Source organism: Streptomyces sp. NPDC030165, assembly GCF_055573595.1.
Genome location: NZ_JBVIBD010000002.1, coordinates 500,129 through 522,807, shown reverse-complemented (window position 1 = coordinate 522,807; position 22,679 = coordinate 500,129). Strand labels below are relative to the sequence as shown.

Genomic DNA, 22,679 nt, shown 5'->3' with positions numbered 1-22,679 from the left:
GGTGCTGAGAGTGGCGTTCCAGCCGTGGCAGGGTGGACAGCCGGCGCCGTGGCAAGACGGGCAGCCGGCCCAGGGCCCCGGCCAGGTTCCGGCGATGCGCGCTTCGCATGCCGACCGCGAGCGTGCGGTGGACGTGCTGAAGGCCGGTTTCGCCGAGGGGCGGCTTCCGCAGCAGGAGTACGAGCAGCGCATCGGCCGCGCGTACCAGGCGCAGACCCACGCCGAGCTGCAGCTGCTGGTGGCGGACCTGCCGCAGGGGCCGGTGCCGCAGTCGCAGTTCGCGCCGCGTCCGGCGGTGCCGCCGGCGTTCATGCCCATGCAGCCGGTATTGGCGCCGACCAACGGTTCGGCGACCGGCGCACTGGTCTGCGGCATCCTGACGCCGATGACGTGGGGCCTGACGTCGATACCCGCGGTCATCCTGGGCCACAAGGCGCGGGCCGAGATCCGCCGGACGGGGGAGCGCGGGGACGGTCAGGCGGTCGCCGGGCTGGTGCTGGGATGGCTGGGCATCAGCGGCTGGCTGCTGTTCTTCATCTTCATGATCCTGGTGGGTGTGGCGCGCACCTGAGGGCGCGGCTGCGGAGTGCGCGGACATCGGCGGCGCGGGGGCTGTCGGGGGCGGCTCCGCAGGCCGTACGACGGCCGTCACGGCTCGTGCGGCGTCGGTGGAGCCTTCTTCCGTACGGCCTCTGATCCCACTACGGTGGCCGCAGCGCCGGGGGAGTCCGGCGTGTCCTTCGCGTGTGCATTTGTTTTGACCGCAGCCCATGCGGTAGGTACGCTCTGACCTTGTGCCTGGGGTGTCCTCAGGCTGCCGTGCGTGCACTCGTCCGTACGGAAGCCGGGTCTCGACACCGCAATCTGCCGCCGTCCTCGTTCCAGCGAGGGGTCTGCAGTATTCGACACACCCGACCGCGTGGGTCGGGGACTGTTCCAGGTTAGCTTTACCGAGACTGGCACACAGAAACCGGAGAAACGGTGCCTACGATCCAGCAGCTGGTCCGCAAGGGCCGGCAGGACAAGGTCGAGAAGAACAAGACGCCCGCACTGGAGGGTTCGCCCCAGCGCCGCGGCGTCTGCACGCGTGTTTTCACGACCACCCCGAAGAAGCCGAACTCGGCCCTGCGTAAGGTCGCACGTGTGCGTCTGACCAGCGGCATCGAGGTCACCGCTTACATTCCGGGTGAGGGCCACAACCTGCAGGAGCACTCGATCGTGCTCGTGCGTGGCGGCCGTGTGAAGGACCTGCCGGGTGTTCGGTACAAGATCATCCGCGGCTCCCTCGACACGCAGGGCGTCAAGAACCGCAAGCAGGCTCGCAGCCGCTACGGCGCCAAGAAGGAGAAGTAAGAATGCCTCGTAAGGGCCCCGCCCCGAAGCGCCCGGTCATCATCGACCCGGTCTACAGCTCTCCTCTGGTGACCTCCCTCATCAACAAGGTCCTGCTGAACGGCAAGCGCTCCACCGCCGAGCGCATCGTCTACGGCGCCATGGAGGGTCTGCGTGAGAAGACCGGCAACGACCCGGTCATCACGCTGAAGCGCGCGCTGGAGAACATCAAGCCGACCCTCGAGGTCAAGTCCCGCCGTGTCGGTGGCGCGACCTACCAGGTCCCGGTCGAGGTCAAGCCCGGCCGTGCCGCCACGCTCTCGCTGCGCTGGCTCGTGGGCTACTCTCGCGCCCGTCGTGAGAAGACCATGACCGAGCGCCTCATGAACGAGCTGCTGGACGCCTCGAACGGCCTCGGCGCTTCGGTCAAGAAGCGCGAGGACACGCACAAGATGGCCGAGTCCAACAAGGCCTTCGCGCACTACCGCTGGTAGTCGCTACCCACATCGAGACCGAGAGAAGATTGAGCCACTATGGCCACCACTTCGCTTGACCTGGCCAAGGTCCGCAATATTGGGATCATGGCCCACATCGACGCGGGCAAGACGACCACCACCGAGCGGATCCTGTTCTACACCGGTGTCTCTTACAAGATCGGTGAGGTCCACGACGGCGCTGCCACGATGGACTGGATGGAGCAGGAGCAGGAGCGCGGCATCACGATCACGTCTGCCGCGACGACCTGCCACTGGCCGCTGAACGACGTCGATCACACCATCAACATCATCGACACCCCGGGCCACGTCGACTTCACCGTCGAGGTGGAGCGGTCGCTGCGCGTGCTCGACGGTGCCGTGACGGTGTTCGACGGCGTTGCCGGTGTTGAGCCGCAGTCCGAGACCGTCTGGCGCCAGGCGGACCGCTACGGCGTTCCGCGTATCTGCTTCGTCAACAAGCTCGACCGCACCGGTGCGGAGTTCCACCGCTGCGTCGACATGATCGTGGACCGCCTGGGCGCGACCCCGATCGTGATGCAGCTGCCGATCGGCACCGAGGCGGACTTCAAGGGCGTCATCGACCTCGTCTCCATGAAGGCGCTGGTCTGGTCCGCCGAGGCCGCCAAGGGCGAGATGTACGACACCGTCGACATCCCGGCCACGCACGCCGAGGCCGCCGACGAGTGGCGCGGCAAGCTGCTCGAGGCCGTCGCCGAGAACGACGAAGAGATGATGGAGCTGTACCTGGAGGGCCAGGAGCCCACCGTGGAGCAGCTGCACGCGGCGATCCGCCGCATCACCATCAACTCCGGCAAGGGCGGCGACACCACCGTCACCCCGGTCTTCTGCGGCACCGCGTTCAAGAACAAGGGCGTGCAGCCCCTGCTCGACGCGGTCGTGCGCTACCTGCCGTCGCCGCTGGACGTCGAGGCCATCGAGGGCCACGCCGTCAACGACGCGGAAGAGGTCATCAAGCGCCGCCCCTCCGAGGAGGAGCCGCTGGCCGCTCTGGCGTTCAAGATTGCGAGCGACCCCCACCTGGGCAAGCTCACCTTCATCCGGGTGTACTCGGGCCGCCTCGAGGCCGGCTCGCAGGTCACCAACTCGGTGAAGGGCAAGAAGGAGCGCATCGGCAAGATCTACCGGATGCACGCGAACAAGCGTGAGGAGATCGAGTCGGTGGGTGCCGGTGACATCGTCGCCGTCATGGGTCTGAAGCAGACCACCACCGGTGAGACCCTCTGCGACCCGTCGAACCAGGTCATCCTGGAGTCGATGGAGTTCCCGGCCCCGGTCATCCAGGTCGCCATCGAGCCCAAGTCCAAGGGCGACCAGGAGAAGCTGGGTGTCGCCATCCAGCGTCTCGCCGAGGAGGACCCGTCCTTCCAGGTCTCCACGCACGAGGAGACCGGCCAGACCATCATCGCGGGTATGGGCGAGCTGCACCTCGACGTGCTGGTCGACCGTATGAAGCGCGAGTTCCGGGTCGAGGCCAACGTCGGCAAGCCGCAGGTCGCGTACCGCGAGACGCTGCGCAAGCCCGTCGAGCGCCTGGACTACACGCACAAGAAGCAGACTGGTGGTTCCGGCCAGTTCGCGAAGGTGCAGATCGCGATCGCGCCCCTGGAGGGCGACGGTTACGAGTTCGAGAACAAGGTCACCGGTGGCCGCATCCCGCGGGAGTACATCCCGTCCGTGGACGCCGGCTGCCAGGAGGCGATGGAGTTCGGCGTGCTCGCCGGCTACCCGCTCACCGGTGTCAAGGTGACCCTGCTCGACGGTGCGTTCCACGAGGTCGACTCCTCCGAGATGGCCTTCAAGATCGCCGGTTCGATGGCCTTCAAGGAGGCCGCCCGCAAGGCCAGCCCGGCCCTGCTGGAGCCGATGATGAAGGTCGAGGTGACGACGCCCGAGGACTACATGGGTGACGTCATCGGCGACATCAACTCGCGCCGCGGTCAGATCCAGTCCATGGAGGACCGCAGCGGTGCCAAGCTCGTCACGGGCCTGGTTCCGCTCTCGGAGATGTTCGGCTACGTCGGAGACCTCCGCAGCAAGACCTCGGGTCGCGCAAGCTACTCGATGCAGTTCGACTCCTACGCCGAGGTTCCGCGGAACGTCGCCGAGGAGATCATCGCGAAGGCCAAGGGCGAGTAGTAGCGGCTCGCACGAGTCGTAAGACGCTTTAGGCTTGACACCGTCTGCCGGGGCCCGTCCCCGCCACCCGCGAGGGGGCCCCGGCGGCCGGCATCCCAGCAAAGATCACCTGGCGCCGATGAGTAAGGCGTACAGAACCACTTCAGGAGGACCCAGTGGCGAAGGCGAAGTTCGAGCGGACTAAGCCGCACGTCAACATCGGCACCATCGGTCACATCGACCACGGTAAGACGACCCTCACGGCCGCCATTACCAAGGTGCTGCACGACGCGTTCCCGGACCTGAACGAGGCCTCGGCCTTCGACATGATCGACAAGGCGCCCGAGGAGCGCCAGCGCGGTATCACCATCTCGATCGCGCACGTCGAGTACCAGACGGAGAACCGTCACTACGCCCACGTTGACTGCCCCGGTCACGCGGACTACATCAAGAACATGATCACCGGTGCCGCCCAGATGGACGGCGCGATCCTCGTGGTCGCGGCGACCGACGGCCCGATGCCGCAGACCAAGGAGCACGTGCTCCTGGCCCGCCAGGTCGGCGTGCCCTACATCGTGGTCGCCCTGAACAAGGCCGACATGGTGGACGACGAGGAGATCCTGGAGCTCGTCGAGCTCGAGGTCCGTGAGCTCCTCTCGGAGTACGAGTTCCCGGGCGACGACGTTCCGGTCGTCAAGGTCTCGGCGCTCAAGGCGCTCGAGGGCGACAAGGAGTGGGGCGAGTCCGTCCTCAAGCTCATGGCCGCGGTCGACGAGTCGATCCCGCAGCCCGAGCGTGACGTCGACAAGCCGTTCCTGATGCCGATCGAGGACGTCTTCACGATCACCGGCCGTGGCACCGTTGTCACCGGTCGTATCGAGCGTGGTGTCCTCAAGGTCAACGAGACCGTCGACATCATCGGCATCAAGACCGAGAAGACCACCACCACGGTCACCGGCATCGAGATGTTCCGGAAGCTGCTGGACGAGGGTCAGGCCGGTGAGAACGTCGGTCTGCTGCTCCGCGGCATCAAGCGCGAGGACGTCGAGCGCGGCCAGGTCATCATCAAGCCGGGCTCGGTCACCCCGCACACGGAGTTCGAGGCGCAGGCGTACATCCTGTCGAAGGACGAGGGTGGCCGCCACACCCCGTTCTTCAACAACTACCGCCCGCAGTTCTACTTCCGTACCACGGACGTGACCGGCGTCGTGACCCTCCCCGAGGGCACCGAGATGGTCATGCCGGGCGACAACACCGAGATGTCGGTCCAGCTGATCCAGCCGGTCGCCATGGAGGAGGGCCTGAAGTTCGCCATCCGTGAGGGTGGCCGGACCGTCGGCGCCGGCCAGGTCACCAAGATCGTCAAGTAACTCTGACGGTCGGGGTAACCCGGCAGCTCTTCCGAGCGATCGGAGAAGCCCCGCTCACCTTCGGGTGAGCGGGGCTTCTCGCTTGTCCGGGGCCGTATCGCGGGCAGGCCCTTCTCCTTCCTCCTCCGGCTGCCTAGCATGTGCGGGTCGGCGCGTACTCCGTTCGGGGACGCGACCCTTCTTCCGGAAGTGACGCCATGCTGCGCACCATGTTCAAGTCCAAGATCCACCGCGCCACCGTCACCCAGGCGGACCTGCACTACGTCGGCTCCGTGACGGTCGACGCCGACCTCCTGGACGCCGCCGACCTGCTGCCCGGCGAACTGGTCCACATCGTCGACATCACCAACGGCGCCCGCCTGGAGACGTACATCATCGAGGGCGAACGCGGCTCAGGCGTCCTCGGCATCAACGGTGCCGCCGCGCACCTCGTCCACCCCGGCGACCTGGTGATCCTCATCAGTTACGCCCAGGTGGACGATGCGGAGGCCAGGACGCTGCGGCCGCGCGTCGTCCACGTGGACGCGGAGAACCGGATCGTCGGCGTAGGGGCGGATGCTTCGGAGCCGGTGCCGGGGGGCACGGCGGAGCGGAGCCCCGGGGCGGTTGTGCGGGGGGTGTGAGGGGCGGACTGGTACGCCCGCGCGCGGGGCTGCTGCGCTGGGCCCGGCTGAAGGCCGAGTGGGCACCCGGGCGCCGTGCGCGCGTTTCGGGAGTGCGGGTCTCGGGTGGGGGCTCTGGGGGAGCGGGACCTGCGTAGTTCGTGGGGGGTGGGGGTCAGGGTGGGTTCGGGGGTGTGGGGAAGCCGAAGGTCATGTGGGCGCAGGTCGGCCCGGTGGCGTCGAAGTTGAGGCGGCGCATCAGGCGGGGGACGCCGGCGGGGATGGACGTCCTGCCGTGGACCACGGCCGTGTTGTCGGCGATCAGTACGTCGCCGGCGGCGAGCTTGAAGCTCAGCCGGTTCGCGGGGGTGGCGAAGAAACGGCACAGTTCCGCGTACTGGTCGCGCAGGTCGGGGCGCGGGACGACCCGCGACACGCCATCCGCCATCCGGAACTTCAGCGTGCAGACGCCGTCGCGGTACCGGAACAGCGGCTGGGTGCTGGTCTGGTCGGTACGGCTGATCGTCAGCGCGTCGGGCTCGGTCAGCGCGTCCCGCCGGCCGGGGAAGTGCCGCGCCAGGTGCGTGTAGGCCGCCTGGGCGCTGGCCAGGACGGACAGGCCGCCGCGTACGGCCGGCCGTACGCACTGGAGCGTGATCAGGGCCTCCGGGCTGTCGTGGAACGCGCCGTCCGTGTGCAGCGGGTGCTCCGCGCCGGTCGAGCCGAGGAAACCGGCGACCGGCTCCGCGGGGGTGATCGGCACGATTCCGTCGCCGTCCGCGCGCGGGTGCGGCACCGGGCTGCCGAAGCGCCGCCGCAGGCCGAGCAGGTCCTGGCGGCTCCCGGCGCGCTCCGCGCAGCGCAGGATCGCGAAGCCGTACCGGTTGAACGCGGCCAGCATCTCGCGCTCCTGCGTCATGGACATGTAGCTCAGGGAGGGGACGCGGACGGTCTGCGCCGCCACGGACAGGCCGGAGCCGAACGGGCGGCGCAGGTCAGGTGTCGCCATGGCCGGTGACCTCCGGGCGCGGTGCTGCGGTCGGTGCGGTGGCCCCTACCGCCCGCGCCGTCGGCTCCGCGGCGAGGGTGGCCAGCCAGTCGCGCAGTACGGCGGCGGCCATCCGCTCGGTCCCGGCGCGGTCGTGTCGTACGTCGCCGGGGGCGTCGGCGAGACCGTCCGGGTGGCGGTGGTGGAAGGCCGTGATGGCCTCGCTGTCGGCCGGGTACTCGGCCCCGCTCTCCATCCGGAGCATGATCTTCGCGAGGAGGGCGGTGGCCTTGTAGAGCACCCGCAGGTCCGGCTCGCCGAGCAGCAGCTGTTTGCGCAGGGTGACGGCGGCCTGGACGCCGTCGCGCACACTGACGTCCGCGTACGTCACGGCGTCCGGTACGGGCAGGGCGAGGCCGGGAGCGCACCACAGGGGCGCGATGGCACCCGCCCCGCTGAGGGTGAGGACGTGCAGCAGCCGCGGGGGCAGGGCGCCCGCGCGGAACTCGTCCTCGGTGAGCACCGTCATGGTCATCCGCACCCCGTCCAGCACCGGTTCCAGCTCCGCGCGCACGTGCCGGAGCCGGGGCAGGTCGTCCTGCCGTGCCAGCACGAGGACGTCCAGGTCGCTCCAGCCGTCGCGGTACGTCCCCCGGGCCGCGCTGCCGGTGACGGCGAGCAGACCCACGGCGGCCGTCGGCCGGGTGAGGCGTTCGCGCAGGTCACGCAAGTACGTGCCGAGGCAGGGCGGGAGGCCCAGGCTGTGTACGGAGACGGGCTTGAGCGGCCGGAACGTCCAGGCCGCGTCGAAGGCGAGGCGGTCCAGGCACCGCTGGAGGCTGAGGCGGGGCCAGGGGGCCGCGGCGTTCGGGGCGGTGGCGTCGGGGTTCGGGGAGGAGTCGTTCGGGGAGGTGGCCGGTCCGGGGGCCGGGTCGGGGCGTACGGCGTCGGGTCGTAGGGCGCGGAGCCGGTCGCCGAAGAGCTTGCGCAGTTCCTCGACGGTGGCGCGGTCACGTACGGGCTCGATGCTCACGCGGTCGAGGAAGGGATGCGCGGCGCAGTAGCGGTCGAGGCCGTCGGTGAGCCGTTCGGCCCGGGCCGCGGCGTCGTCGGTGCCCGTGGGGGCAGGAGTGTGCGGCGCGTCGTCGCTGAGGTGGCCGGCGGTGAGCCGGGCGTAGCCGCGGCGGGTGCGCAGGTACTCGCCGGCGGCGTCGCGCGCGTGGTCGCAGTCGCCGCCCAGCGCCACCACGCGTACCCGGGAGAGCGCGCATTCCGGGACCGCGGGGTAGAGCCGGTGCAGGGCCTGGCGCAGCTCGTGCTGGACATCGACCGCCGGGCGGTCGCCGACGACGACGGCGGTGTCGAAACGTCCCTCCTCGACAAGGCGGTTGATCTGCTCGTGCAGCCGCTGTTGGTAGTCCTCCAGGAGGCTGTCGGGTGCAGGGGACCGGGCCAGGGCGCGCGCTGCGCCGAGGGCGGGGTCCTCGTCGTGCAGCAGGACGACGCCGTACTCGGTCTTCTCGGCGGCGCGCAGGGCGGTGCGGTACGGGGCGAGTGCCATGCGCGCGTCGTGCGCCGCGCGCCCCGGACCGCGCCGCTCGCGCACGGCGACGACCGCGGCGAGCATCGCCTCCAGCATGGGCAGGCCCTGCCGTACGCAGCGCAGGTCACTGGCCCGGGGCTGCCGGGTGCGGGCCAGGAAGGAAGCGGCGAGCACGTCCGCCAGCTGCTGGCAGGAGGCGCCGTCCAGCCACCACCCGGTTCTCTCCGTACCGCTGAGGGCGGGCCACCGGGGGGCGTGTGCCTCGGCGCGGGCGGAGATCTCGATCTGCGGGGTACGGCGGGCCAGCATGCGGAGTTGGGTGTCCTTGCCCACGTGAGCCGGGCCGCTCAGGGCGATGACCCGGTGTGACGCCGACGGGCGGTCCTCGGGCTGTGGGTTCAGCGGCATGGTGATTCTTCCTCCGGTGGTGCACGGTCGGGTGGGGTGCGGATTTCGGGGGCATGAAATGGTGGGGTGTTTTTCTTTTCCGGGTGGTTTATTTCGCGGGTTCGAAATTGCGGTGTGGTGAGTGGAGGTGGGTGGTGGCGATCGCTGCTCGGTTTGCGGCAGTTTCCTTCTTTCGGCGCCGGTCTGATGCGGTCGCCGGAAATTCCGGGGTGTGCTGTCCATACGTAGGCGGATGACAGGAGGAGCGGGAAAGGCCGATGCCGCAGCCGGGGGTCACGTCTTCGCGGCGGTGCCCGCGTCCCCGTCCGTTCTCGTTTCCGTGCCGCTCTCCAGGTGCTTGCCCGCCCCCGGTGCCGCCGCCGTCGCCGTACGGGACAGCGCGAAGCCGATGGCGGCGGCCGCGGCGAAGGAGGTCAGGCCGCCGGTGAGGAAGCCGGCGCGGGGGCCGCAGGTCTCGGTGATCCAGCCGACGGCCGGTGCGGACACCGGCGTGCCGCCCATGAACGCGATCTTGAACAGGCTCATCACCCTGCCCCGCGTCGCGGCGTCGGCCGTGAGCTGGACGTGCGCGTTGGCGGTGGCGGTGACGGCCAGACCGGCCATGCCGACCGGGACCAGCAGCGCCGCGAAGAGCCACAGGGCGGGGGCGAGCGCCGCGGCCGTCTCCAGCGCGCCGAACAGCATCCCCGCCACGGTCAGCACCCGCCGCGGCGGCGCCTGGCTGCGCGCCGCCCACAGCGCTCCCGCCACCGCACCCGCCGCCAGCAGGGAGCTGAGCAGCCCGTACACGCCGGAGCCGGTACGGAAGACGCCTGCGGTGAACGCGGTCAGCCAGACGGGGAAGTTGAACCCGAACGTGCCGATGAAGGCGACCAGCACGATCGGCCACAGCAGGCCGGGGTCGCGGCCGACCTGCCGCAGTGCTGCCCTGACCTGGCCGCTGCCGCGCGGGGCGCGCTCGGCTGGGTGCATCTCGCCGGGGCGCAGGAGGAGCAGGGCGGCCAGGGGCGCGAGGTAGGAGAGGCCGTTGAGGAGGAAGGCCCAGCCGCTGCCCGCCACGGCGATCACGACGCCGGCGGCGGCGGGGCCGACCAGGCGCGCGGTCTGGAAGGTGGCGGAGTTCAGGCTCACCGCGTTGCGCAGGTGCTCCGGCCCGACCAGTTCGGCGACGAAGGCCTGCCGGGCGGGGGCGTCCGCGACGGAGACCAGGCCCAGTAGGACGGCCATGACGTACACGTGCCAGGGCCGCACCTGGCCGGACAGCGCCAGTACGGCCAGGACGAGCCCCGTCGTGCCCAGCGCGGCCTGGGTCCGCAGCAGCAGTCGGCGCATGGGCAGCCGGTCGGCGATCAGGCCGCCGTGCAGCCCGAGGAGCAGCATGGGCGCGTACTGGAGGCCGATGGTGACTCCGACGGCGGCGGGGGAGCCGGTCAGCTCGACGACCAGCCAGTCCTGGGCGATGCGCTGCATCCACGTACCGGTGTGGGAGACGGCCTGCCCGGCGGCGAACAGCCGGTAGTTGCGGATGCGGAGTGAGCCGAACGTCGTCGCGCCCGGCTGTGCGGAGCGTCCGGGTCTTCCCTTCACGCGTCGAGAAAGGCGTCCGTGCGGGAAGCGGCGCCCGAACCGGGATCGGGGAATGAAATCCATGCTGAATTCCTCCTCCCCGCCGCCCGGTCGGTACGCATGCAGGATTCCCTCCGGAAGTGCCGCATAGTCGTCGGAGTTGCAGCTTCAGCCGGAAGGCTTTCATTTCTTGTGAGCTGTAGGATTGTGCGGACACTTCGATACGGTGGGTATTCGTCTGCGCCGGATATCTTTTTACGCTCGGCGGCCGAAGGGCGTACGGTCGCGCGCGGTCGTGAGCCGGAGCGGGGGAGGGGCGTGCGCTCCGCTCCGCCGCCCCGAGGTGCGGAAGTTCGGGTTGCGGGGTGCGGCGCGCACGAATTACCGAGGGAGCTTCCGTCATTTGGAGTAACGTGCTGGTGTCGGAGCGTCACCGCCCGGGGAGGGGGCGGCGCGCGCCGAGGGGTCAGGCGTCGCCAGGAAGTCCAGCCGGCACCAGAGGAGTCCGCCGCTCGTGGTAGTTGCTCACCCCGTCGCCCGCGCCGCGCCGCGCGGTGACGGCTCCGTGTCCGCCGCCCGGGAGTCGCGCGTGCACCACGGGCCGCCGAGGTGCGCCCCGGGGCCGTCCGTACGCGCCGACGGGCGGTGAGCGGGTGGTCGGCAGCGAGATCAGGCCCTGTGACCACCCCAAGAAGGACGTGCGGCGGGTGCTGGAGAAGTGGGCGGCCCGGGGGTGGGTGCTGCGCAAGGACGGGCACTGGGGGCGGCTCTACTGTCCGTGCGAGGGGCGGTGCACGGTCATTCCGGTGGCGGGCACGCCGCGCAGCGCCACGGCGCACGCGCGCGTGATCGACCGGCTGGCGGCGCGGTGTCCGCTGCCGGGCGACGCGGCGAACCGGAGTCTGACGGGGATGCCGCGCGGCGAAGCGTGACCGCTGCGTCAACTGAGGTGGGCGGTCGGCGGTCGTACGTTTTGCGACAGCTGCCCGGGCGGGATGCGACAGGCTTTGTCATGCTTTGTCTGTTGACGAACGTCAACAGACCTGCAACCCTGCCCAAGGACTAGGGGGACGCCGCCATGGACTACGACTTCACCTTCGTCGTCACGGGTGCGACCGTCGACGACCAGGACGCCGTCGATGCGCTGCGCGACACCTGCGACGCCCTTCTGGCGCGGGCCGGCGGCACCGACCTGCTCAGCATCACCTGGCCCGGCGACTGCGCGGTCCGGGCCGCGCTCGAAGCGGCCTCGGCCGCCCGGGCCGCGGTGCCGCGCCTGCGGGTGCGCCGCCTCGACCGCGACCTGGTCGGCATACACGAGATCGCCGAGCGCACGGGCCGCTCCCGGCAGAACGTCGCCCAGTGGGCCGCCGGGGCCCGCAAGGCCCAGGGCGCGCCCTTCCCGGCCGCCGAGGGGACTGTGGGGCGCTCCCAGGCGTGGCTGTGGCCGGAGGTCAACCGCTGGCTCGCCGCGCACGGCCTCGACGACGGTGCCGCGTACCCCACCCGCGAGGAGATGGCGGAGATCGACGTGGCGCTGGCCGGCCGGGTCTCGCTGACGTTCCGGTTCGCCGCGACCGCGGGCTTCCAGGAAGGGCGCCAGCGCGTCATCGACGAGCTGCGCAACCGCCACATAAACCGGTTCCTGGGCATACTGGCGGGGTTCGAGGGGACGACGGACGAGCACGGCGACCACGTCCTGGTCGTGGCCGACGGGCGCGAGCCGGCGCGCGGTGTCATGGAGCGCGTGGCGCAGTTCCCGCACGACGTGGTGCTGGTGACCGAGACCGACCGGTTCACCGTCACGGTCCTCTCCAGCCGCGGCCCGGACCGCTCCGGCCGCGTCGTCCCCGTATCCGGCACGGCGACGGTCGGCGAGTGGCTCCGCCAGGTCCGGGACTTCCCGCACGCGGCCTTCACCGTGGAGGGTGACGACCGTCTCACGGAGGAGTCCGCCCGTATCCAGTGGCAGCTGGCGATCGCCGCGTGACGGCGGGGCCGTCGCGCCCCGCCGACGACTCGTTCCGGCGTGCCGGGGGCGGGTCCGTGCATCCGGACGGTGCGCCGCGGTGTACGATCTCCGGCTCGATTGGCAGCGGTCACCGCTGGTATGGCACACTGTCCAGGTTGCTCGGTTGAGTGCCGATGCTGCGCGCCTCCCGCCGGGAGGACTGGAAGCGAGTCCTAGGTATTCGTCGTCTCTTGTCAGAGGCGGAAGTACGGGAATCTTCCGGGAAGCGTCAGCGGGGTGCCTCAGCCAGGCGCCCGGTGGGTGTTCATCCCCCACGTTTTCCTTCTCGAAGGATCGCCCTTGCGGGGATCTGCGGGAAGGAGCGCGACACGCCCGACCGCGTGGGTCGGTGGATGAACGGCAACGTACCGGGTCCCAGAGCGTTACGAGAGACAGGACTACGAAGTAGCCATGGCGGGACAGAAGATCCGCATCCGGCTCAAGGCCTACGACCACGAGGTCATCGACACGTCGGCGAAGAAGATCGTCGAGACGGTGACCCGTACTGGTGCGTCGGTCGCGGGCCCGGTGCCGCTCCCCACCGAGAAGAACGTGTACTGCGTCATCAAGTCGCCGCACAAGTACAAGGACTCGCGCGAGCACTTCGAGATGCGCACGCACAAGCGCCTGATCGACATCCTCGACCCGACGCCCAAGACCGTTGACTCGCTGATGCGCCTGGACCTTCCGGCCGGCGTCGACATCGAGATCAAGCTCTGAGAGGCGCAGTAGAGATGGCTAAGCAGATCAAGGGCATCCTGGGCGAGAAGCTCGGCATGACCCAGGTCTGGGACGAGAACAACCGTGTCGTCCCGGTCACTGTGGTCAAGGCCGGCCCCTGCGTCGTTACCCAGGTGCGCACCAATGACCAGGACGGCTACGACTCCGTCCAGATCGCCTTCGGCGAGATCGACCCGCGCAAGGTGAACAAGCCCCTCAAGGGCCACTTCGCGAAGGCCGACGTCACCCCCCGCCGCCACCTCGTCGAGGTTCGTACCACTGACGCCAGTGAGTACACCCTCGGCCAGGAGCTGACCGCCGAGACCTTCGAGTCGGGCGTCAAGGTGGACGTGACCGGCAAGAGCAAGGGCAAGGGCTTCGCCGGTGTCATGAAGCGTCACGGCTTCCACGGCGGCAAGGCTTCGCACGGTGCCCACCGCGTGCACCGCAAGCCGGGCTCCATCGGTGGCTGCGCCACCCCGGGCCGCGTGTTCAAGGGCATGCGGATGGCCGGCCGTATGGGCAACGAGCGGGTCACCACCCAGAACCTGACCGTCCATGCCGTTGACGCGGAGAAGGGCCTGCTGCTCATCAAGGGCGCAGTTCCTGGTCCGAACGGCGGCCTCGTCCTGGTCCGTACCGCGGCCAAGGGGGCCTGAGGTAACCGATGAGCACCATTGACATCCTTTCGCCGGCAGGCGACAAGGCCGGGACCGTCGAGCTCCCCACGGAGATCTTCGACGCGAAGGTCAGCATTCCGCTGATCCACCAGGTCGTTGTCGCGCAGCTGGCCGCGGCCCGTCAGGGCACGCACAAGACCAAGACCCGTGGCGAGGTCCGCGGCGGCGGCAAGAAGCCGTACCGCCAGAAGGGCACCGGCCGCGCGCGTCAGGGCTCGACCCGTGCGCCGCAGTTCGCCGGCGGTGGCGTCGTCCACGGCCCCGTGCCGCGTGACTACAGCCAGCGGACCCCGAAGAAGATGAAGGCCGCCGCCCTGCGCGGTGCCCTCACCGACCGGGCCCGCAACAGCCGCATCCACGTCGTCTCCGGCGTGGTCGAGGGCGAGGTCTCCACGAAGGCCGCCAAGGCTCTCCTCGGCAAGATCAGCGAGCGCAAGCACGTGCTCCTGGTCGCCGAGCGCGCCGACGAGGCCGCGTGGCTGTCCGCCCGCAACCTGCCCCAGGTCCACATCCTGGAGCCGGGCCAGCTGAACACGTACGACGTGCTCGTCTCCGACGACGTGGTCTTCACCAAGGCCGCCTTCGAGTCCTTCGTGTCTGGCCCCAAGGCCGTTGAGACCGAAGGGAGCGCCGCCTGATGGCTGAGGCGACCGTCACCAGCAAGTCCTTCACGGACCCGCGCGACATTCTCGTCAAGCCGGTCGTGTCCGAGAAGAGCTACGCGCTGCTGGACGAGAACAAGTACACGTTCATCGTCGACCCGCGTGCGAACAAGACCCAGATCAAGCAGGCCGTCGAGGCGGTCTTCTCGGTCAAGGTCACCGGGGTCAACACGATCAACCGCCAGGGCAAGCGCAAGCGCACCCGCACCGGTTTCGGCAAGCGCGCCAACACCAAGCGCGCCATCGTGACCCTCGCCGAGGGCGACCGTATCGACATCTTCGGCGGCCCGGTCTCCTAACGGAGTCCGAGTCGTCCGGAATCGGACGAGGACTGAGAAATGGGTATCCGCAAGTACAAGCCGACGACCCCGGGCCGTCGTGGCTCCAGCGTCGCCGACTTTGTCGAGATCACGCGGTCCACGCCGGAGAAGTCGCTGGTCCGCCCGCTGCACAGCAAGGGCGGCCGTAACAACGCCGGTCGTGTGACCGTTCGCCACCAGGGCGGTGGCCACAAGCGCGCCTACCGCGTGATCGACTTCCGTCGTCACGACAAGGACGGCGTGCCGGCCAAGGTCGCGCACATCGAGTACGACCCGAACCGCACCGCGCGCATCGCGCTGCTGCACTACGCAGACGGCGAGAAGCGCTACATCATCGCGCCGCGTGGCCTGGTGCAGGGTGCTCGGATTGAGAACGGCCAGGGCGCCGACATCAAGCCGGGCAACAACCTGCCGCTGCGCCACATCCCGGTCGGTACGACGATCCACGCCATCGAGCTGCGGCCCGGCGGCGGCGCGAAGTTCGCCCGCTCCGCGGGTGCCTCCGTGCAGCTGCTGGCGAAGGAGGGCTCCATGGCCCACCTTCGTATGCCGTCCGGTGAGATCCGCCTGGTCGACGTGCGCTGCCGCGCCACCGTCGGCGAGGTCGGCAACGCCGAGCAGTCGAACATCAACTGGGGCAAGGCCGGCCGTATGCGCTGGAAGGGCGTCCGCCCGACCGTGCGTGGTGTCGTGATGAACCCGGTCGACCACCCGCACGGTGGTGGTGAGGGCAAGACCTCCGGTGGTCGCCACCCGGTCTCGCCCTGGGGCCAGAAGGAGGGTCGTACGCGTTCGCCGAAGAAGGCTTCGAACAAGTACATCGTCCGCCGCCGCAAGACGAACAAGAAGCGCTAGGAGCGGGTTTAGATGCCGCGTAGTCTCAAGAAGGGGCCCTTCGTCGACGACCACCTGAGCAAGAAGGTGGACACGCAGAACGAAGCCGGCACCAAGAACGTCATCAAGACCTGGTCCCGCCGCTCCATGATCGTCCCGGCCATGCTCGGCCACACGATCGCGGTGCACGACGGCCGCAAGCACGTCCCGGTGTTCGTCACCGAGTCGATGGTCGGCCACAAGCTCGGCGAGTTTGCGCCGACCCGCACCTTCCGCGGCCACGAGAAGGACGACCGCAAGTCGCGTCGTCGCTGATCGACCGGAGTGCGAAGACTATGACTGACACCGAAGGGACAACCATGGAAGCCAGGGCCCAGGCGCGGTACATCCGCGTCACGCCCATGAAGGCCCGCCGCGTGGTGGACCTTATCCGTGGCATGGATGCCACGGAGGCTCAGGCGGTCCTGCGTTTCGCCCCGCAGGCCGCGAGCGTGCCCGTCGGCAAGGTGCTGGACAGCGCCATTGCCAACGCGGCGCACAACTACGACCACACCGACGCCGACAGCCTCTTCATCTCCGAGGCGTACGTCGACGAGGGTCCGACCCTGAAGCGGTTCCGGCCGCGCGCCCAGGGCCGTGCCTACCGGATCCGCAAGCGGACCAGCCACATCACCGTGGTCGTCAGCAGCAAGGAAGGAACCCGGTAATGGGCCAGAAGGTAAACCCGCACGGGTTCCGGCTCGGCATCACCACCGACTTCAAGTCGCGCTGGTACGCCGACAAGCTGTACAAGGACTACGTCAAGGAAGACGTCGCCATTCGTCGCATGATGACGAAGGGCATGGAGCGCGCCGGTATCTCCAAGGTGGAGATCGAGCGCACCCGTGAGCGCGTCCGCGTCGACATCCACACCGCTCGTCCGGGCATCGTCATCGGCCGCCGCGGCGCCGAGGCCGACCGCATCCGCGGCGAACTGGAGAAGCTGACCGGCAAGCAGGTCCAGCTGAACATCCTCGAGGTCAAGAACCCCGAGACCGATGCTCAGCTCGTGGCCCAGGCCGTCGCCGAGCAGCTGTCCTCCCGCGTCTCCTTCCGTCGCGCCATGCGCAAGAGCATGCAGTCGACGATGAAGGCCGGCGCCAAGGGCATCAAGATCCAGTGCGGTGGCCGTCTCGGCGGCGCCGAGATGTCGCGCTCGGAGTTCTACCGCGAGGGCCGCGTGCCCCTGCACACGCTCCGCGCCAACGTCGACTACGGCTTCTTCGAGGCCAAGACCACCTTCGGCCGTATCGGTGTGAAGGTCTGGATCTACAAGGGCGACGTCAAGAACATCGCCGAGGTCCGCGCCGAGAACGCTGCCGCCCGTGCGGGTAACCGCCCGGCCCGTGGTGGCGGCAACGACCGTCCGCGCCGCGGTGGCGAGCGTGGCGGCCGTGGCGGCCGCAAGCCGCAGCAGAACGCCGCTGCCGAGGCCCCCAAGGCCGAGGCCGCTGCCGCTGCTCCGGCTGCTGAGAGCACCGGAACGGAGGGCTGACCGACATGCTGATCCCTCGCAGGGTCAAGCACCGCAAGCAGCACCACCCGAAGCGCAACGGTATGGCCAAGGGTGGCACCGAGCTTGCCTTCGGTGAGTACGGCATTCAGGCCGTGACCCCCGCCTACGTGACGAACCGGCAGATCGAGTCCGCTCGTATCGCCATGACCCGTCACATCAAGCGTGGCGGCAAGGTCTGGATCAACATTTACCCGGACCGCCCGCTGACGAAGAAGCCGGCCGAGACCCGCATGGGTTCCGGTAAGGGTTCTCCGGAGTGGTGGGTCGCGAACGTCAAGCCCGGTCGGGTGATGTTCGAGCTGTCCTTCCCGAACGAAAAGGTTGCGAAGGAGGCGCTGACCCGCGCCGCCCACAAGCTTCCGATGAAGTGCCGCATCGTGCGGCGCGAGGCAGGTGAGTCGTGATGGCGGCCGGTACCAAGGCGACCGAGCTGCGCGAGCTGAATGGCGAGGACCTCGTCAAGAAGCTTCGTGAGGCCAAGGAGGAGCTGTTCAACCTCCGCTTCCAGGCGGCGACCGGACAGCTGGAGAACCACGGCCGGCTGAAGGCCGTCCGCAAGGACATCGCCCGGATCTACACCCTGATGCGCGAGCGCGAGCTCGGCATCGAGACGGTGGAGAGCGCCTGATGAGCGAGAAGAATGTGACTGAGACGAACGAGCAGCGCGGCTTCCGCAAGACCCGCGAGGGTCTCGTCGTCAGCGACAAGATGGACAAGACCGTCGTCGTCGCTGTCGAGGACCGTGTCAAGCACGCGCTGTACGGCAAGGTCATCCGCCGTACGAACAAGCTCAAGGCGCACGACGAGCAGAACGCTGCCGGTGTCGGCGACCGCGTCCTCCTGATGGAGACGCGTCCGCTTTCGGCGAGCAAGCGCTGGCGCATCGTCGAGATCCTCGAGAAGGCCAAGTAAGGAAATTCCCGTTCGGGAATTCCTATAGATACCGCCTGGGGGGTTTCCCCCAGGTCAGTTCCGCCAGGCTCGGCGGTGGGCCTCAGCCATGAGGCCCCCGCCGGGAACCGGCAGACGATCAGGAGATAGACGTGATCCAGCAGGAGTCGCGGCTTCGGGTCGCCGACAACACGGGTGCGAAGGAAATTCTCACCATCCGTGTTCTCGGTGGTTCGGGCCGCCGCTACGCGGGCATCGGTGACGTCATCGTCGCCACCGTCAAGGATGCGATCCCCGGTGGCAACGTGAAGAAGGGTGACGTCGTCAAGGCGGTCATCGTTCGCACCGTCAAGGAGCGCCGCCGTCCGGACGGCTCGTACATCCGCTTCGACGAGAACGCGGCCGTCATCCTCAAGAACGATGGCGACCCCCGCGGCACCCGCATCTTCGGCCCCGTGGGCCGGGAGCTGCGCGAGAAGAAGTTCATGAAGATCATCTCGCTCGCGCCGGAGGTGCTGTAACCGATGAAGATCAAGAAGGGCGACCTGGTCCAGATCATCACCGGCAAGGACAAGGGCAAGCAGGGCAAGGTCATCGCGGCCTTCCCCCGCGAGGACCGTGTCCTGGTCGAGGGTGTCAACCGGGTCAAGAAGCACACCAAGGCCGGTCAGACCGCTCGCGGCTCCAAGACCGGCGGCATCGTGACGACCGAGGCCCCCATCCACGTCAGCAACGTTCAGCTGGTCGTGGAGAAGGACGGCAACAAGGTCGTCACCCGCGTCGGGTACCGCTTCGACGAAGAGGGCAACAAGATCCGCGTTGCCAAGCGGACCGGTGAGGACATCTGATGACTGCCACCACCAACGCGCCGCGCCTCAAGCAGCGCTACCGCGAAGAGATCGCCGGGAAGCTGAAGGACGAGTTCTCCTACGAGAACGTCATGCAGATCCCCGGTCTGACCAAGATCGTGGTCAACATGGGTGTGGGCGACGCCGCCCGCGACTCCAAGCTGATCGAGGGTGCCATCAAGGACCTCACCACGATCACCGGCCAGAAGCCGGCCGTCACCAAGGCCCGTAAGTCCATCGCGCAGTTCAAGCTGCGCGAGGGCCAGCCGATCGGTGCCCACGTCACCCTCCGCGGTGACCGCATGTGGGAGTTCCTGGACCGCCTGCTGTCGCTCGCGCTGCCGCGCATCCGCGACTTCCGTGGTCTGTCCCCGAAGCAGTTCGACGGTCGGGGCAACTACACCTTCGGTCTCACGGAGCAGGCGATGTTCCACGAGATCGACCAGGACAAGATCGACCGGCAGCGGGGCATGGACATCACCGTGGTCACCACGGCGTCCAACGACGATGAGGGCCGCGCCCTGCTTCGTCACCTCGGCTTCCCGTTCAAGGAGAACTGACCGTGGCGAAGAAGGCTCTGATCGCTAAGGCGGCCCGCAAGCCGAAGTTCGCTGTGCGCGCGTACACGCGTTGCCAGCGCTGCGGCCGGCCGCACTCCGTCTACCGCAAGTTCGGCCTGTGCCGCGTGTGCCTTCGTGAGATGGCTCACCGTGGCGAGCTGCCGGGCGTGACCAAGAGCTCCTGGTAACACCCCCTCCCGCTCGTCCGACCAGCGCCCTCTCGGGCGCCCGGCGGACGGCAGGAATCACGTGGGTGGTTCCGGAGTCTCTCGGTAAGCATCTGATCGGCGGGGGCCCGCCCTTTGATCCCGTAGGGTAGAAGGGTTGGGCGCCCGCCGCCCAGGAACGACTTACTACGCCGAAGGTCCCCGCGCCGCACCCGTCCCGACCCTGATCGGGGAGAGGGATGGCGCATACAGGAAACCCCGGCGAGAGAGGCCGAAGGCCAATTCATGACCATGACTGACCCCATCGCAGACATGCTCACGCGTCTGCGGAACGCGAACTCGGCGTACCACGACACCGTCGTGATGCCGCACAGCAAGATCAAGTCGCACATCGCGGAGATCCTCCAGCAGGAGGGTTACATCACCGGCTGGAAGGTCGAGGACGCCGAGGTCGGCAAGAACCTCATCCTCGAGCTGAAGTTCGGACCGAACCGCGAGCGCTCGATCGCCGGCATCAAGCGCATCTCGAAGCCGGGCCTGCGGGTCTACGCAAAGTCCACCAACCTGCCGAAGGTGCTCGGCGGCCTGGGCGTGGCGATCATCTCCACGTCGCACGGTCTCCTCACCGGTCAGCAGGCCAGCAAGAAGGGCGTAGGCGGAGAAGTTCTCGCCTACGTCTGGTAATTCGGGAACGGAGGAATAGCTAATGTCGCGTATTGGCAAGCTGCCCATCCAGGTTCCCGCTGGTGTGGACGTCACCATCGACGGCCGCACGGTTTCGGTGAAGGGTCCCAAGGGCTCCCTGCAGCACACCGTCGCCGCGCCCATCGAGGTCGCCAAGGGTGAGGACGGCGTCATCAGCGTCACCCGCCCCAACGACGAGCGTCAGAACAAGGCCCTGCACGGCCTGTCCCGCACGCTGGTGGCGAACATGATCACCGGCGTGACCCAGGGATTCAGCAAGGCGCTCGAGATCAGCGGTGTCGGTTACCGCGTCCAGGCGAAGGGCTCCAACCTGGAGTTCTCGCTCGGTTACAGCCACCCGATCCTGGTCGAGGCGCCCGAGGGCATCTCGTTCAAGGTCGAGTCCCCGACCAAGCTGAGCGTCGAGGGCATCGACAAGCAGAAGGTCGGCGAGGTCGCCGCGAACATCCGCAAGCTGCGCAAGCCCGACCCGTACAAGGCCAAGGGCGTCAAGTACGCCGGCGAGGTCATCCGCCGCAAGGTCGGAAAGGCTGGTAAGTAAGCCATGGCATACGGTGTGAAGGTCGCGAAGGGTGACGCCTACAAGCGCGCCGCCGCCAAGCGTCGCCACATCCGCATCCGCAAGCGGATTTCGGGTACGCCGGAGCGTCCGCGTCTGGTCGTGACGCGGTCCAACCGCGGTATCACCGCCCAGGTCATCGACGACATCAAGGGTCACACCCTGGCGTCGGCGTCGACCCTGGACGCGTCGATCCGCGGTGGCGAGGGCAACAAGACGGACCTGGCCAAGCAGGTCGGTTCCCTGGTCGCCGAGCGCGCCAAGGCCGCCGGCGTCGAGGCCGTCGTGTTCGACCGTGGTGGCAAGCAGTACGCCGGGCGGATTGCCGCTCTGGCCGACGCCGCCCGCGAAGCCGGGCTGAAGTTCTAAGCCCCGGTTCCGTAGCTAGCGGACGTAACAGAGAGAGGTAATTCCAATGGCTGGACCCCAGCGCCGCGGGAGCGGTGCCGGTGGCGGCGAGCGGCGGGACCGTAAGGACCGGCGGGACGGCGGCGCAGCTGCCGAGAAGACCGCCTACGTCGAGCGTGTTGTCGCCATCAACCGCGTCGCCAAGGTTGTGAAGGGTGGTCGTCGCTTCAGCTTCACCGCGCTGGTCGTGGTGGGCGACGGTGACGGCACCGTGGGTGTCGGTTACGGCAAGGCCAAGGAGGTGCCGGCCGCCATCGCCAAGGGCGTTGAGGAGGCCAAGAAGCACTTCTTCAAGGTCCCCCGTATCGGCGGCACCATCCCGCACCCGATCCAGGGCGAAGAGGCCGCGGGCGTCGTCCTGCTCAAGCCGGCTTCCCCCGGTACCGGTGTGATCGCCGGTGGCCCGGTGCGTGCCGTGCTGGAGTGCGCGGGCATCCACGACGTGCTGAGCAAGTCGCTCGGTTCGTCGAACCCGATCAACATCGTGCACGCCACGCGCGCCGCGCTCCAGGGCCTTCAGCGGCCCGAGGAGATCGCTGCCCGCCGTGGCCTGCCGCTGGAGGACGTTGCTCCCGCCGCTCTGCTGCGGGCGCGTGCCGGGGTGAACGCGTAATGGCTTCGCTCAAGATCACGCAGACCAAGTCCATCATCGGCAGCAAGCAGAACCACCGCGACACCCTGCGCTCGCTCGGTCTCAAGAAGATCAACGACGTGGTTGTCAAGGAAGACCGCCCCGAGTACCGCGGCATGGTGCACACCGTCCGCCACCTCGTGACGGTCGAGGAGGTCGACTGACATGGCGGAGAACAACCCGCTGAAGGTCCACAACCTCCGTCCTGCCCCGGGCGCCAAGACCGCCAAGACCCGTGTGGGTCGTGGTGAGGCGTCCAAGGGTAAGACCGCAGGTCGTGGTACCAAGGGCACGAAGGCCCGTTACCAGGTTCCGGAGCGCTTCGAGGGCGGGCAGATGCCCCTCCACATGCGCCTCCCGAAGCTGAAGGGCTTCAAGAACCCCGCCCACAAGCAGTTCCAGGTCGTGAACCTGGACAAGCTGGCCGCGCTCTACCCGCAGGGTGGCGAGGTCACGGTGGCCGACCTGGTCGCCAAGGGCGCGGTGCGCAAGAACGAGCTCGTCAAGGTCCTGGGCCAGGGCGAGATCTCCGTGGCGCTGACGGTGACGGTGGACTCCGTCTCCGGCTCCGCCAAGGAGAAGATCACCGCTGCCGGTGGCAGCGTCACCGAGCTCATCTGAGTTCAGTGAACCAACTGACCGGGGATGCCCACGTATTGGGGCATCCCCGGTCGGTCGTTCCAAGG

General features: G+C 68.6%; 32 protein-coding genes. 29 read left to right on the top strand and 3 right to left on the bottom strand.

The annotated features are described in order from the left end of the window. Positions 1-94: 94 nt before the first annotated feature. From ACZ4Z1_RS05635 to panD, 6 genes are all read left to right on the top strand, one after another. Complete coding sequence (locus ACZ4Z1_RS05635) at positions 95-571, top strand: DUF1707 and DUF4190 domain-containing protein (RefSeq protein ID WP_468485422.1); 477 nt, start codon at positions 95-97, stop codon at positions 569-571. A 410-nt stretch (positions 572-981) separates the two neighbouring features. Beyond that, positions 982-1,353 (top strand): 30S ribosomal protein S12, encoded by a 372-nt coding sequence (gene rpsL / locus ACZ4Z1_RS05630; RefSeq protein ID WP_003948652.1) that lies wholly within the window; start codon positions 982-984, stop codon positions 1,351-1,353. A 2-nt stretch (positions 1,354-1,355) separates the two neighbouring features. Further along, a complete protein-coding gene (gene rpsG, locus ACZ4Z1_RS05625) occupies positions 1,356-1,826 on the top strand; it encodes a 30S ribosomal protein S7 (protein WP_030017001.1) in 471 nt (156 codons plus the stop codon). A 39-nt stretch (positions 1,827-1,865) separates the two neighbouring features. Continuing rightward, positions 1,866-3,986, top strand: a complete 2,121-nt coding sequence (gene fusA, locus ACZ4Z1_RS05620) for an elongation factor G (protein ID WP_468485262.1) — start codon at positions 1,866-1,868, stop codon at positions 3,984-3,986. Between the two features lie 155 nt (positions 3,987-4,141). Continuing rightward, positions 4,142-5,335: an elongation factor Tu gene (gene tuf, locus ACZ4Z1_RS05615; protein ID WP_031003027.1), complete on the top strand. Its 1,194-nt coding sequence runs from the start codon at positions 4,142-4,144 to the stop codon at positions 5,333-5,335. A 197-nt stretch (positions 5,336-5,532) separates the two neighbouring features. Then, positions 5,533-5,958 (top strand): aspartate 1-decarboxylase, encoded by a 426-nt coding sequence (gene panD / locus ACZ4Z1_RS05610; RefSeq protein ID WP_468485261.1) that lies wholly within the window; start codon positions 5,533-5,535, stop codon positions 5,956-5,958. A 154-nt stretch (positions 5,959-6,112) separates the two neighbouring features. Here panD and ACZ4Z1_RS05605 read toward each other — a convergent pair whose 3' ends face one another. The 3 genes from ACZ4Z1_RS05605 to ACZ4Z1_RS05595 form a co-directional block, all read right to left on the bottom strand. Continuing rightward, on the bottom strand, positions 6,113-6,946 hold the full coding sequence (locus tag ACZ4Z1_RS05605; protein ID WP_468485260.1) for a TauD/TfdA family dioxygenase: 834 nt from the start codon (positions 6,944-6,946) through the stop codon (positions 6,113-6,115). Beyond that, positions 6,933-8,876 (bottom strand): nucleotidyltransferase domain-containing protein, encoded by a 1,944-nt coding sequence (locus ACZ4Z1_RS05600; protein WP_468485259.1) that lies wholly within the window; start codon positions 8,874-8,876, stop codon positions 6,933-6,935. Before ACZ4Z1_RS05600 ends, ACZ4Z1_RS05605 begins: the two co-directional genes overlap by 14 nt. Positions 8,877-9,149: 273 nt before the next feature. Continuing rightward, entirely contained in the window at positions 9,150-10,463 is a 1,314-nt protein-coding gene (locus ACZ4Z1_RS05595; RefSeq protein ID WP_468485258.1) for an MFS transporter, read from the bottom strand. 632 nt (positions 10,464-11,095) lie between these two features. On the opposite strand from ACZ4Z1_RS05595, the gene ACZ4Z1_RS05590 reads away from it, so the two are divergent. The 23 genes from ACZ4Z1_RS05590 to rplO all read left to right on the top strand — a co-directional run bounded on the left by ACZ4Z1_RS05590 (position 11,096) and on the right by rplO (position 22,614). Next, on the top strand, positions 11,096-11,374 hold the full coding sequence (locus ACZ4Z1_RS05590) for a hypothetical protein (RefSeq protein ID WP_365839330.1): 279 nt from the start codon (positions 11,096-11,098) through the stop codon (positions 11,372-11,374). Positions 11,375-11,520: 146 nt separating this feature from the next. After that, positions 11,521-12,432 carry a helix-turn-helix transcriptional regulator gene (locus tag ACZ4Z1_RS05585; protein WP_468485257.1) on the top strand — a complete coding sequence of 304 codons (912 nt, stop codon included), beginning with the start codon at positions 11,521-11,523 and terminating at the stop codon, positions 12,430-12,432. Between the two features lie 432 nt (positions 12,433-12,864). Further along, complete coding sequence (gene rpsJ / locus ACZ4Z1_RS05580) at positions 12,865-13,173, top strand: 30S ribosomal protein S10 (protein WP_004571821.1); 309 nt, start codon at positions 12,865-12,867, stop codon at positions 13,171-13,173. 14 nt (positions 13,174-13,187) lie between these two features. Beyond that, positions 13,188-13,832: a 50S ribosomal protein L3 gene (gene rplC / locus ACZ4Z1_RS05575; protein WP_030016992.1), complete on the top strand. Its 645-nt coding sequence runs from the start codon at positions 13,188-13,190 to the stop codon at positions 13,830-13,832. A gap of 8 nt (positions 13,833-13,840) precedes the next feature. Then, positions 13,841-14,491: a 50S ribosomal protein L4 gene (rplD, locus tag ACZ4Z1_RS05570; RefSeq protein WP_468485256.1), complete on the top strand. Its 651-nt coding sequence runs from the start codon at positions 13,841-13,843 to the stop codon at positions 14,489-14,491. Then, positions 14,491-14,814, top strand: a complete 324-nt coding sequence (gene rplW, locus ACZ4Z1_RS05565) for a 50S ribosomal protein L23 (protein ID WP_466082019.1) — start codon at positions 14,491-14,493, stop codon at positions 14,812-14,814. Before rplD ends, rplW begins: the two co-directional genes overlap by 1 nt. Positions 14,815-14,853: 39 nt before the next feature. Then, positions 14,854-15,690, top strand: coding sequence for a 50S ribosomal protein L2 (rplB, locus tag ACZ4Z1_RS05560; protein WP_030016989.1), 837 nt, complete (start codon positions 14,854-14,856; stop codon positions 15,688-15,690). A gap of 12 nt (positions 15,691-15,702) precedes the next feature. Then, on the top strand, positions 15,703-15,984 hold the full coding sequence (gene rpsS / locus ACZ4Z1_RS05555) for a 30S ribosomal protein S19 (protein ID WP_030016988.1): 282 nt from the start codon (positions 15,703-15,705) through the stop codon (positions 15,982-15,984). Positions 15,985-16,028: 44 nt separating this feature from the next. Beyond that, the gene (rplV, locus tag ACZ4Z1_RS05550; RefSeq protein ID WP_003974262.1) at positions 16,029-16,376 is read left to right on the top strand and encodes a 50S ribosomal protein L22; all 348 of its coding nucleotides are present in this window, start codon (positions 16,029-16,031) and stop codon (positions 16,374-16,376) included. Beyond that, positions 16,376-17,203 carry a 30S ribosomal protein S3 gene (gene rpsC, locus ACZ4Z1_RS05545; protein ID WP_004571828.1) on the top strand — a complete coding sequence of 276 codons (828 nt, stop codon included), beginning with the start codon at positions 16,376-16,378 and terminating at the stop codon, positions 17,201-17,203. The genes rplV and rpsC overlap by 1 nt, the downstream gene beginning before the upstream one ends. 5 nt (positions 17,204-17,208) lie before the next feature. Continuing rightward, positions 17,209-17,628 (top strand): 50S ribosomal protein L16, encoded by a 420-nt coding sequence (gene rplP, locus ACZ4Z1_RS05540; RefSeq protein ID WP_004571829.1) that lies wholly within the window; start codon positions 17,209-17,211, stop codon positions 17,626-17,628. After that, positions 17,628-17,852 carry a 50S ribosomal protein L29 gene (gene rpmC, locus ACZ4Z1_RS05535; protein WP_030016986.1) on the top strand — a complete coding sequence of 75 codons (225 nt, stop codon included), beginning with the start codon at positions 17,628-17,630 and terminating at the stop codon, positions 17,850-17,852. Before rplP ends, rpmC begins: the two co-directional genes overlap by 1 nt. Further along, positions 17,852-18,136: a 30S ribosomal protein S17 gene (gene rpsQ, locus ACZ4Z1_RS05530; RefSeq protein ID WP_004571831.1), complete on the top strand. Its 285-nt coding sequence runs from the start codon at positions 17,852-17,854 to the stop codon at positions 18,134-18,136. Before rpmC ends, rpsQ begins: the two co-directional genes overlap by 1 nt. Positions 18,137-18,267: 131 nt before the next feature. Next, positions 18,268-18,636, top strand: a complete 369-nt coding sequence (gene rplN, locus ACZ4Z1_RS05525) for a 50S ribosomal protein L14 (protein WP_003974257.1) — start codon at positions 18,268-18,270, stop codon at positions 18,634-18,636. A 3-nt stretch (positions 18,637-18,639) separates the two neighbouring features. Then, positions 18,640-18,963, top strand: coding sequence for a 50S ribosomal protein L24 (gene rplX, locus ACZ4Z1_RS05520; protein ID WP_031003050.1), 324 nt, complete (start codon positions 18,640-18,642; stop codon positions 18,961-18,963). Next, positions 18,963-19,523, top strand: coding sequence for a 50S ribosomal protein L5 (gene rplE / locus ACZ4Z1_RS05515; RefSeq protein WP_398347790.1), 561 nt, complete (start codon positions 18,963-18,965; stop codon positions 19,521-19,523). Before rplX ends, rplE begins: the two co-directional genes overlap by 1 nt. Before the next feature lie 2 nt (positions 19,524-19,525). Continuing rightward, complete coding sequence (locus ACZ4Z1_RS05510) at positions 19,526-19,711, top strand: type Z 30S ribosomal protein S14 (RefSeq protein ID WP_004571834.1); 186 nt, start codon at positions 19,526-19,528, stop codon at positions 19,709-19,711. Positions 19,712-19,975: 264 nt separating this feature from the next. Further along, positions 19,976-20,374 (top strand): 30S ribosomal protein S8, encoded by a 399-nt coding sequence (gene rpsH, locus ACZ4Z1_RS05505; RefSeq protein ID WP_004571835.1) that lies wholly within the window; start codon positions 19,976-19,978, stop codon positions 20,372-20,374. A gap of 22 nt (positions 20,375-20,396) precedes the next feature. Beyond that, complete coding sequence (rplF, locus tag ACZ4Z1_RS05500; RefSeq protein WP_468485255.1) at positions 20,397-20,936, top strand: 50S ribosomal protein L6; 540 nt, start codon at positions 20,397-20,399, stop codon at positions 20,934-20,936. 3 nt (positions 20,937-20,939) lie between these two features. After that, positions 20,940-21,323, top strand: a complete 384-nt coding sequence (rplR, locus tag ACZ4Z1_RS05495; RefSeq protein ID WP_030375637.1) for a 50S ribosomal protein L18 — start codon at positions 20,940-20,942, stop codon at positions 21,321-21,323. Positions 21,324-21,369: 46 nt separating this feature from the next. Further along, entirely contained in the window at positions 21,370-21,975 is a 606-nt protein-coding gene (gene rpsE / locus ACZ4Z1_RS05490) for a 30S ribosomal protein S5 (RefSeq protein WP_030016981.1), read from the top strand. After that, positions 21,975-22,157: a 50S ribosomal protein L30 gene (gene rpmD / locus ACZ4Z1_RS05485; protein WP_030016980.1), complete on the top strand. Its 183-nt coding sequence runs from the start codon at positions 21,975-21,977 to the stop codon at positions 22,155-22,157. Before rpsE ends, rpmD begins: the two co-directional genes overlap by 1 nt. Before the next feature lies 1 nt (position 22,158). Further along, complete coding sequence (gene rplO, locus ACZ4Z1_RS05480) at positions 22,159-22,614, top strand: 50S ribosomal protein L15 (protein ID WP_004571840.1); 456 nt, start codon at positions 22,159-22,161, stop codon at positions 22,612-22,614. Positions 22,615-22,679: the final 65 nt, after the last annotated feature.

Bases quoted from the DNA above. Each gene is read 5' to 3' on its own strand.
- ACZ4Z1_RS05635 (WP_468485422.1), top strand. From the start codon at position 95: ATGCGCGCTTCGCATGCCGACCGCGAGCGTGCGGTGGACGTGCTGAAG.
- rpsG (WP_030017001.1), top strand. From the start codon at position 1,356: ATGCCTCGTAAGGGCCCCGCCCCGAAGCGCCCGGTCATCATCGACCCG.
- fusA (WP_468485262.1), top strand. From the start codon at position 1,866: ATGGCCACCACTTCGCTTGACCTGGCCAAGGTCCGCAATATTGGGATC.
- panD (WP_468485261.1), top strand. From the start codon at position 5,533: ATGCTGCGCACCATGTTCAAGTCCAAGATCCACCGCGCCACCGTCACC.
- ACZ4Z1_RS05605 (WP_468485260.1), bottom strand. From the start codon at position 6,946: ATGGCGACACCTGACCTGCGCCGCCCGTTCGGCTCCGGCCTGTCCGTG.
- ACZ4Z1_RS05600 (WP_468485259.1), bottom strand. From the start codon at position 8,876: ATGCCGCTGAACCCACAGCCCGAGGACCGCCCGTCGGCGTCACACCGG.
- ACZ4Z1_RS05585 (WP_468485257.1), top strand. From the start codon at position 11,521: ATGGACTACGACTTCACCTTCGTCGTCACGGGTGCGACCGTCGACGAC.
- rpsJ (WP_004571821.1), top strand. From the start codon at position 12,865: ATGGCGGGACAGAAGATCCGCATCCGGCTCAAGGCCTACGACCACGAG.
- rplC (WP_030016992.1), top strand. From the start codon at position 13,188: ATGGCTAAGCAGATCAAGGGCATCCTGGGCGAGAAGCTCGGCATGACC.
- rplD (WP_468485256.1), top strand. From the start codon at position 13,841: ATGAGCACCATTGACATCCTTTCGCCGGCAGGCGACAAGGCCGGGACC.
- rplW (WP_466082019.1), top strand. From the start codon at position 14,491: ATGGCTGAGGCGACCGTCACCAGCAAGTCCTTCACGGACCCGCGCGAC.
- rplB (WP_030016989.1), top strand. From the start codon at position 14,854: ATGGGTATCCGCAAGTACAAGCCGACGACCCCGGGCCGTCGTGGCTCC.
- rpsS (WP_030016988.1), top strand. From the start codon at position 15,703: ATGCCGCGTAGTCTCAAGAAGGGGCCCTTCGTCGACGACCACCTGAGC.
- rplV (WP_003974262.1), top strand. From the start codon at position 16,029: ATGGAAGCCAGGGCCCAGGCGCGGTACATCCGCGTCACGCCCATGAAG.
- rpsC (WP_004571828.1), top strand. From the start codon at position 16,376: ATGGGCCAGAAGGTAAACCCGCACGGGTTCCGGCTCGGCATCACCACC.
- rplP (WP_004571829.1), top strand. From the start codon at position 17,209: ATGCTGATCCCTCGCAGGGTCAAGCACCGCAAGCAGCACCACCCGAAG.
- rpmC (WP_030016986.1), top strand. From the start codon at position 17,628: ATGGCGGCCGGTACCAAGGCGACCGAGCTGCGCGAGCTGAATGGCGAG.
- rpsQ (WP_004571831.1), top strand. From the start codon at position 17,852: ATGAGCGAGAAGAATGTGACTGAGACGAACGAGCAGCGCGGCTTCCGC.
- rplX (WP_031003050.1), top strand. From the start codon at position 18,640: ATGAAGATCAAGAAGGGCGACCTGGTCCAGATCATCACCGGCAAGGAC.
- rplE (WP_398347790.1), top strand. From the start codon at position 18,963: ATGACTGCCACCACCAACGCGCCGCGCCTCAAGCAGCGCTACCGCGAA.
- rpsH (WP_004571835.1), top strand. From the start codon at position 19,976: ATGACCATGACTGACCCCATCGCAGACATGCTCACGCGTCTGCGGAAC.
- rplF (WP_468485255.1), top strand. From the start codon at position 20,397: ATGTCGCGTATTGGCAAGCTGCCCATCCAGGTTCCCGCTGGTGTGGAC.
- rplR (WP_030375637.1), top strand. From the start codon at position 20,940: ATGGCATACGGTGTGAAGGTCGCGAAGGGTGACGCCTACAAGCGCGCC.
- rpsE (WP_030016981.1), top strand. From the start codon at position 21,370: ATGGCTGGACCCCAGCGCCGCGGGAGCGGTGCCGGTGGCGGCGAGCGG.
- rpmD (WP_030016980.1), top strand. From the start codon at position 21,975: ATGGCTTCGCTCAAGATCACGCAGACCAAGTCCATCATCGGCAGCAAG.
- rplO (WP_004571840.1), top strand. From the start codon at position 22,159: ATGGCGGAGAACAACCCGCTGAAGGTCCACAACCTCCGTCCTGCCCCG.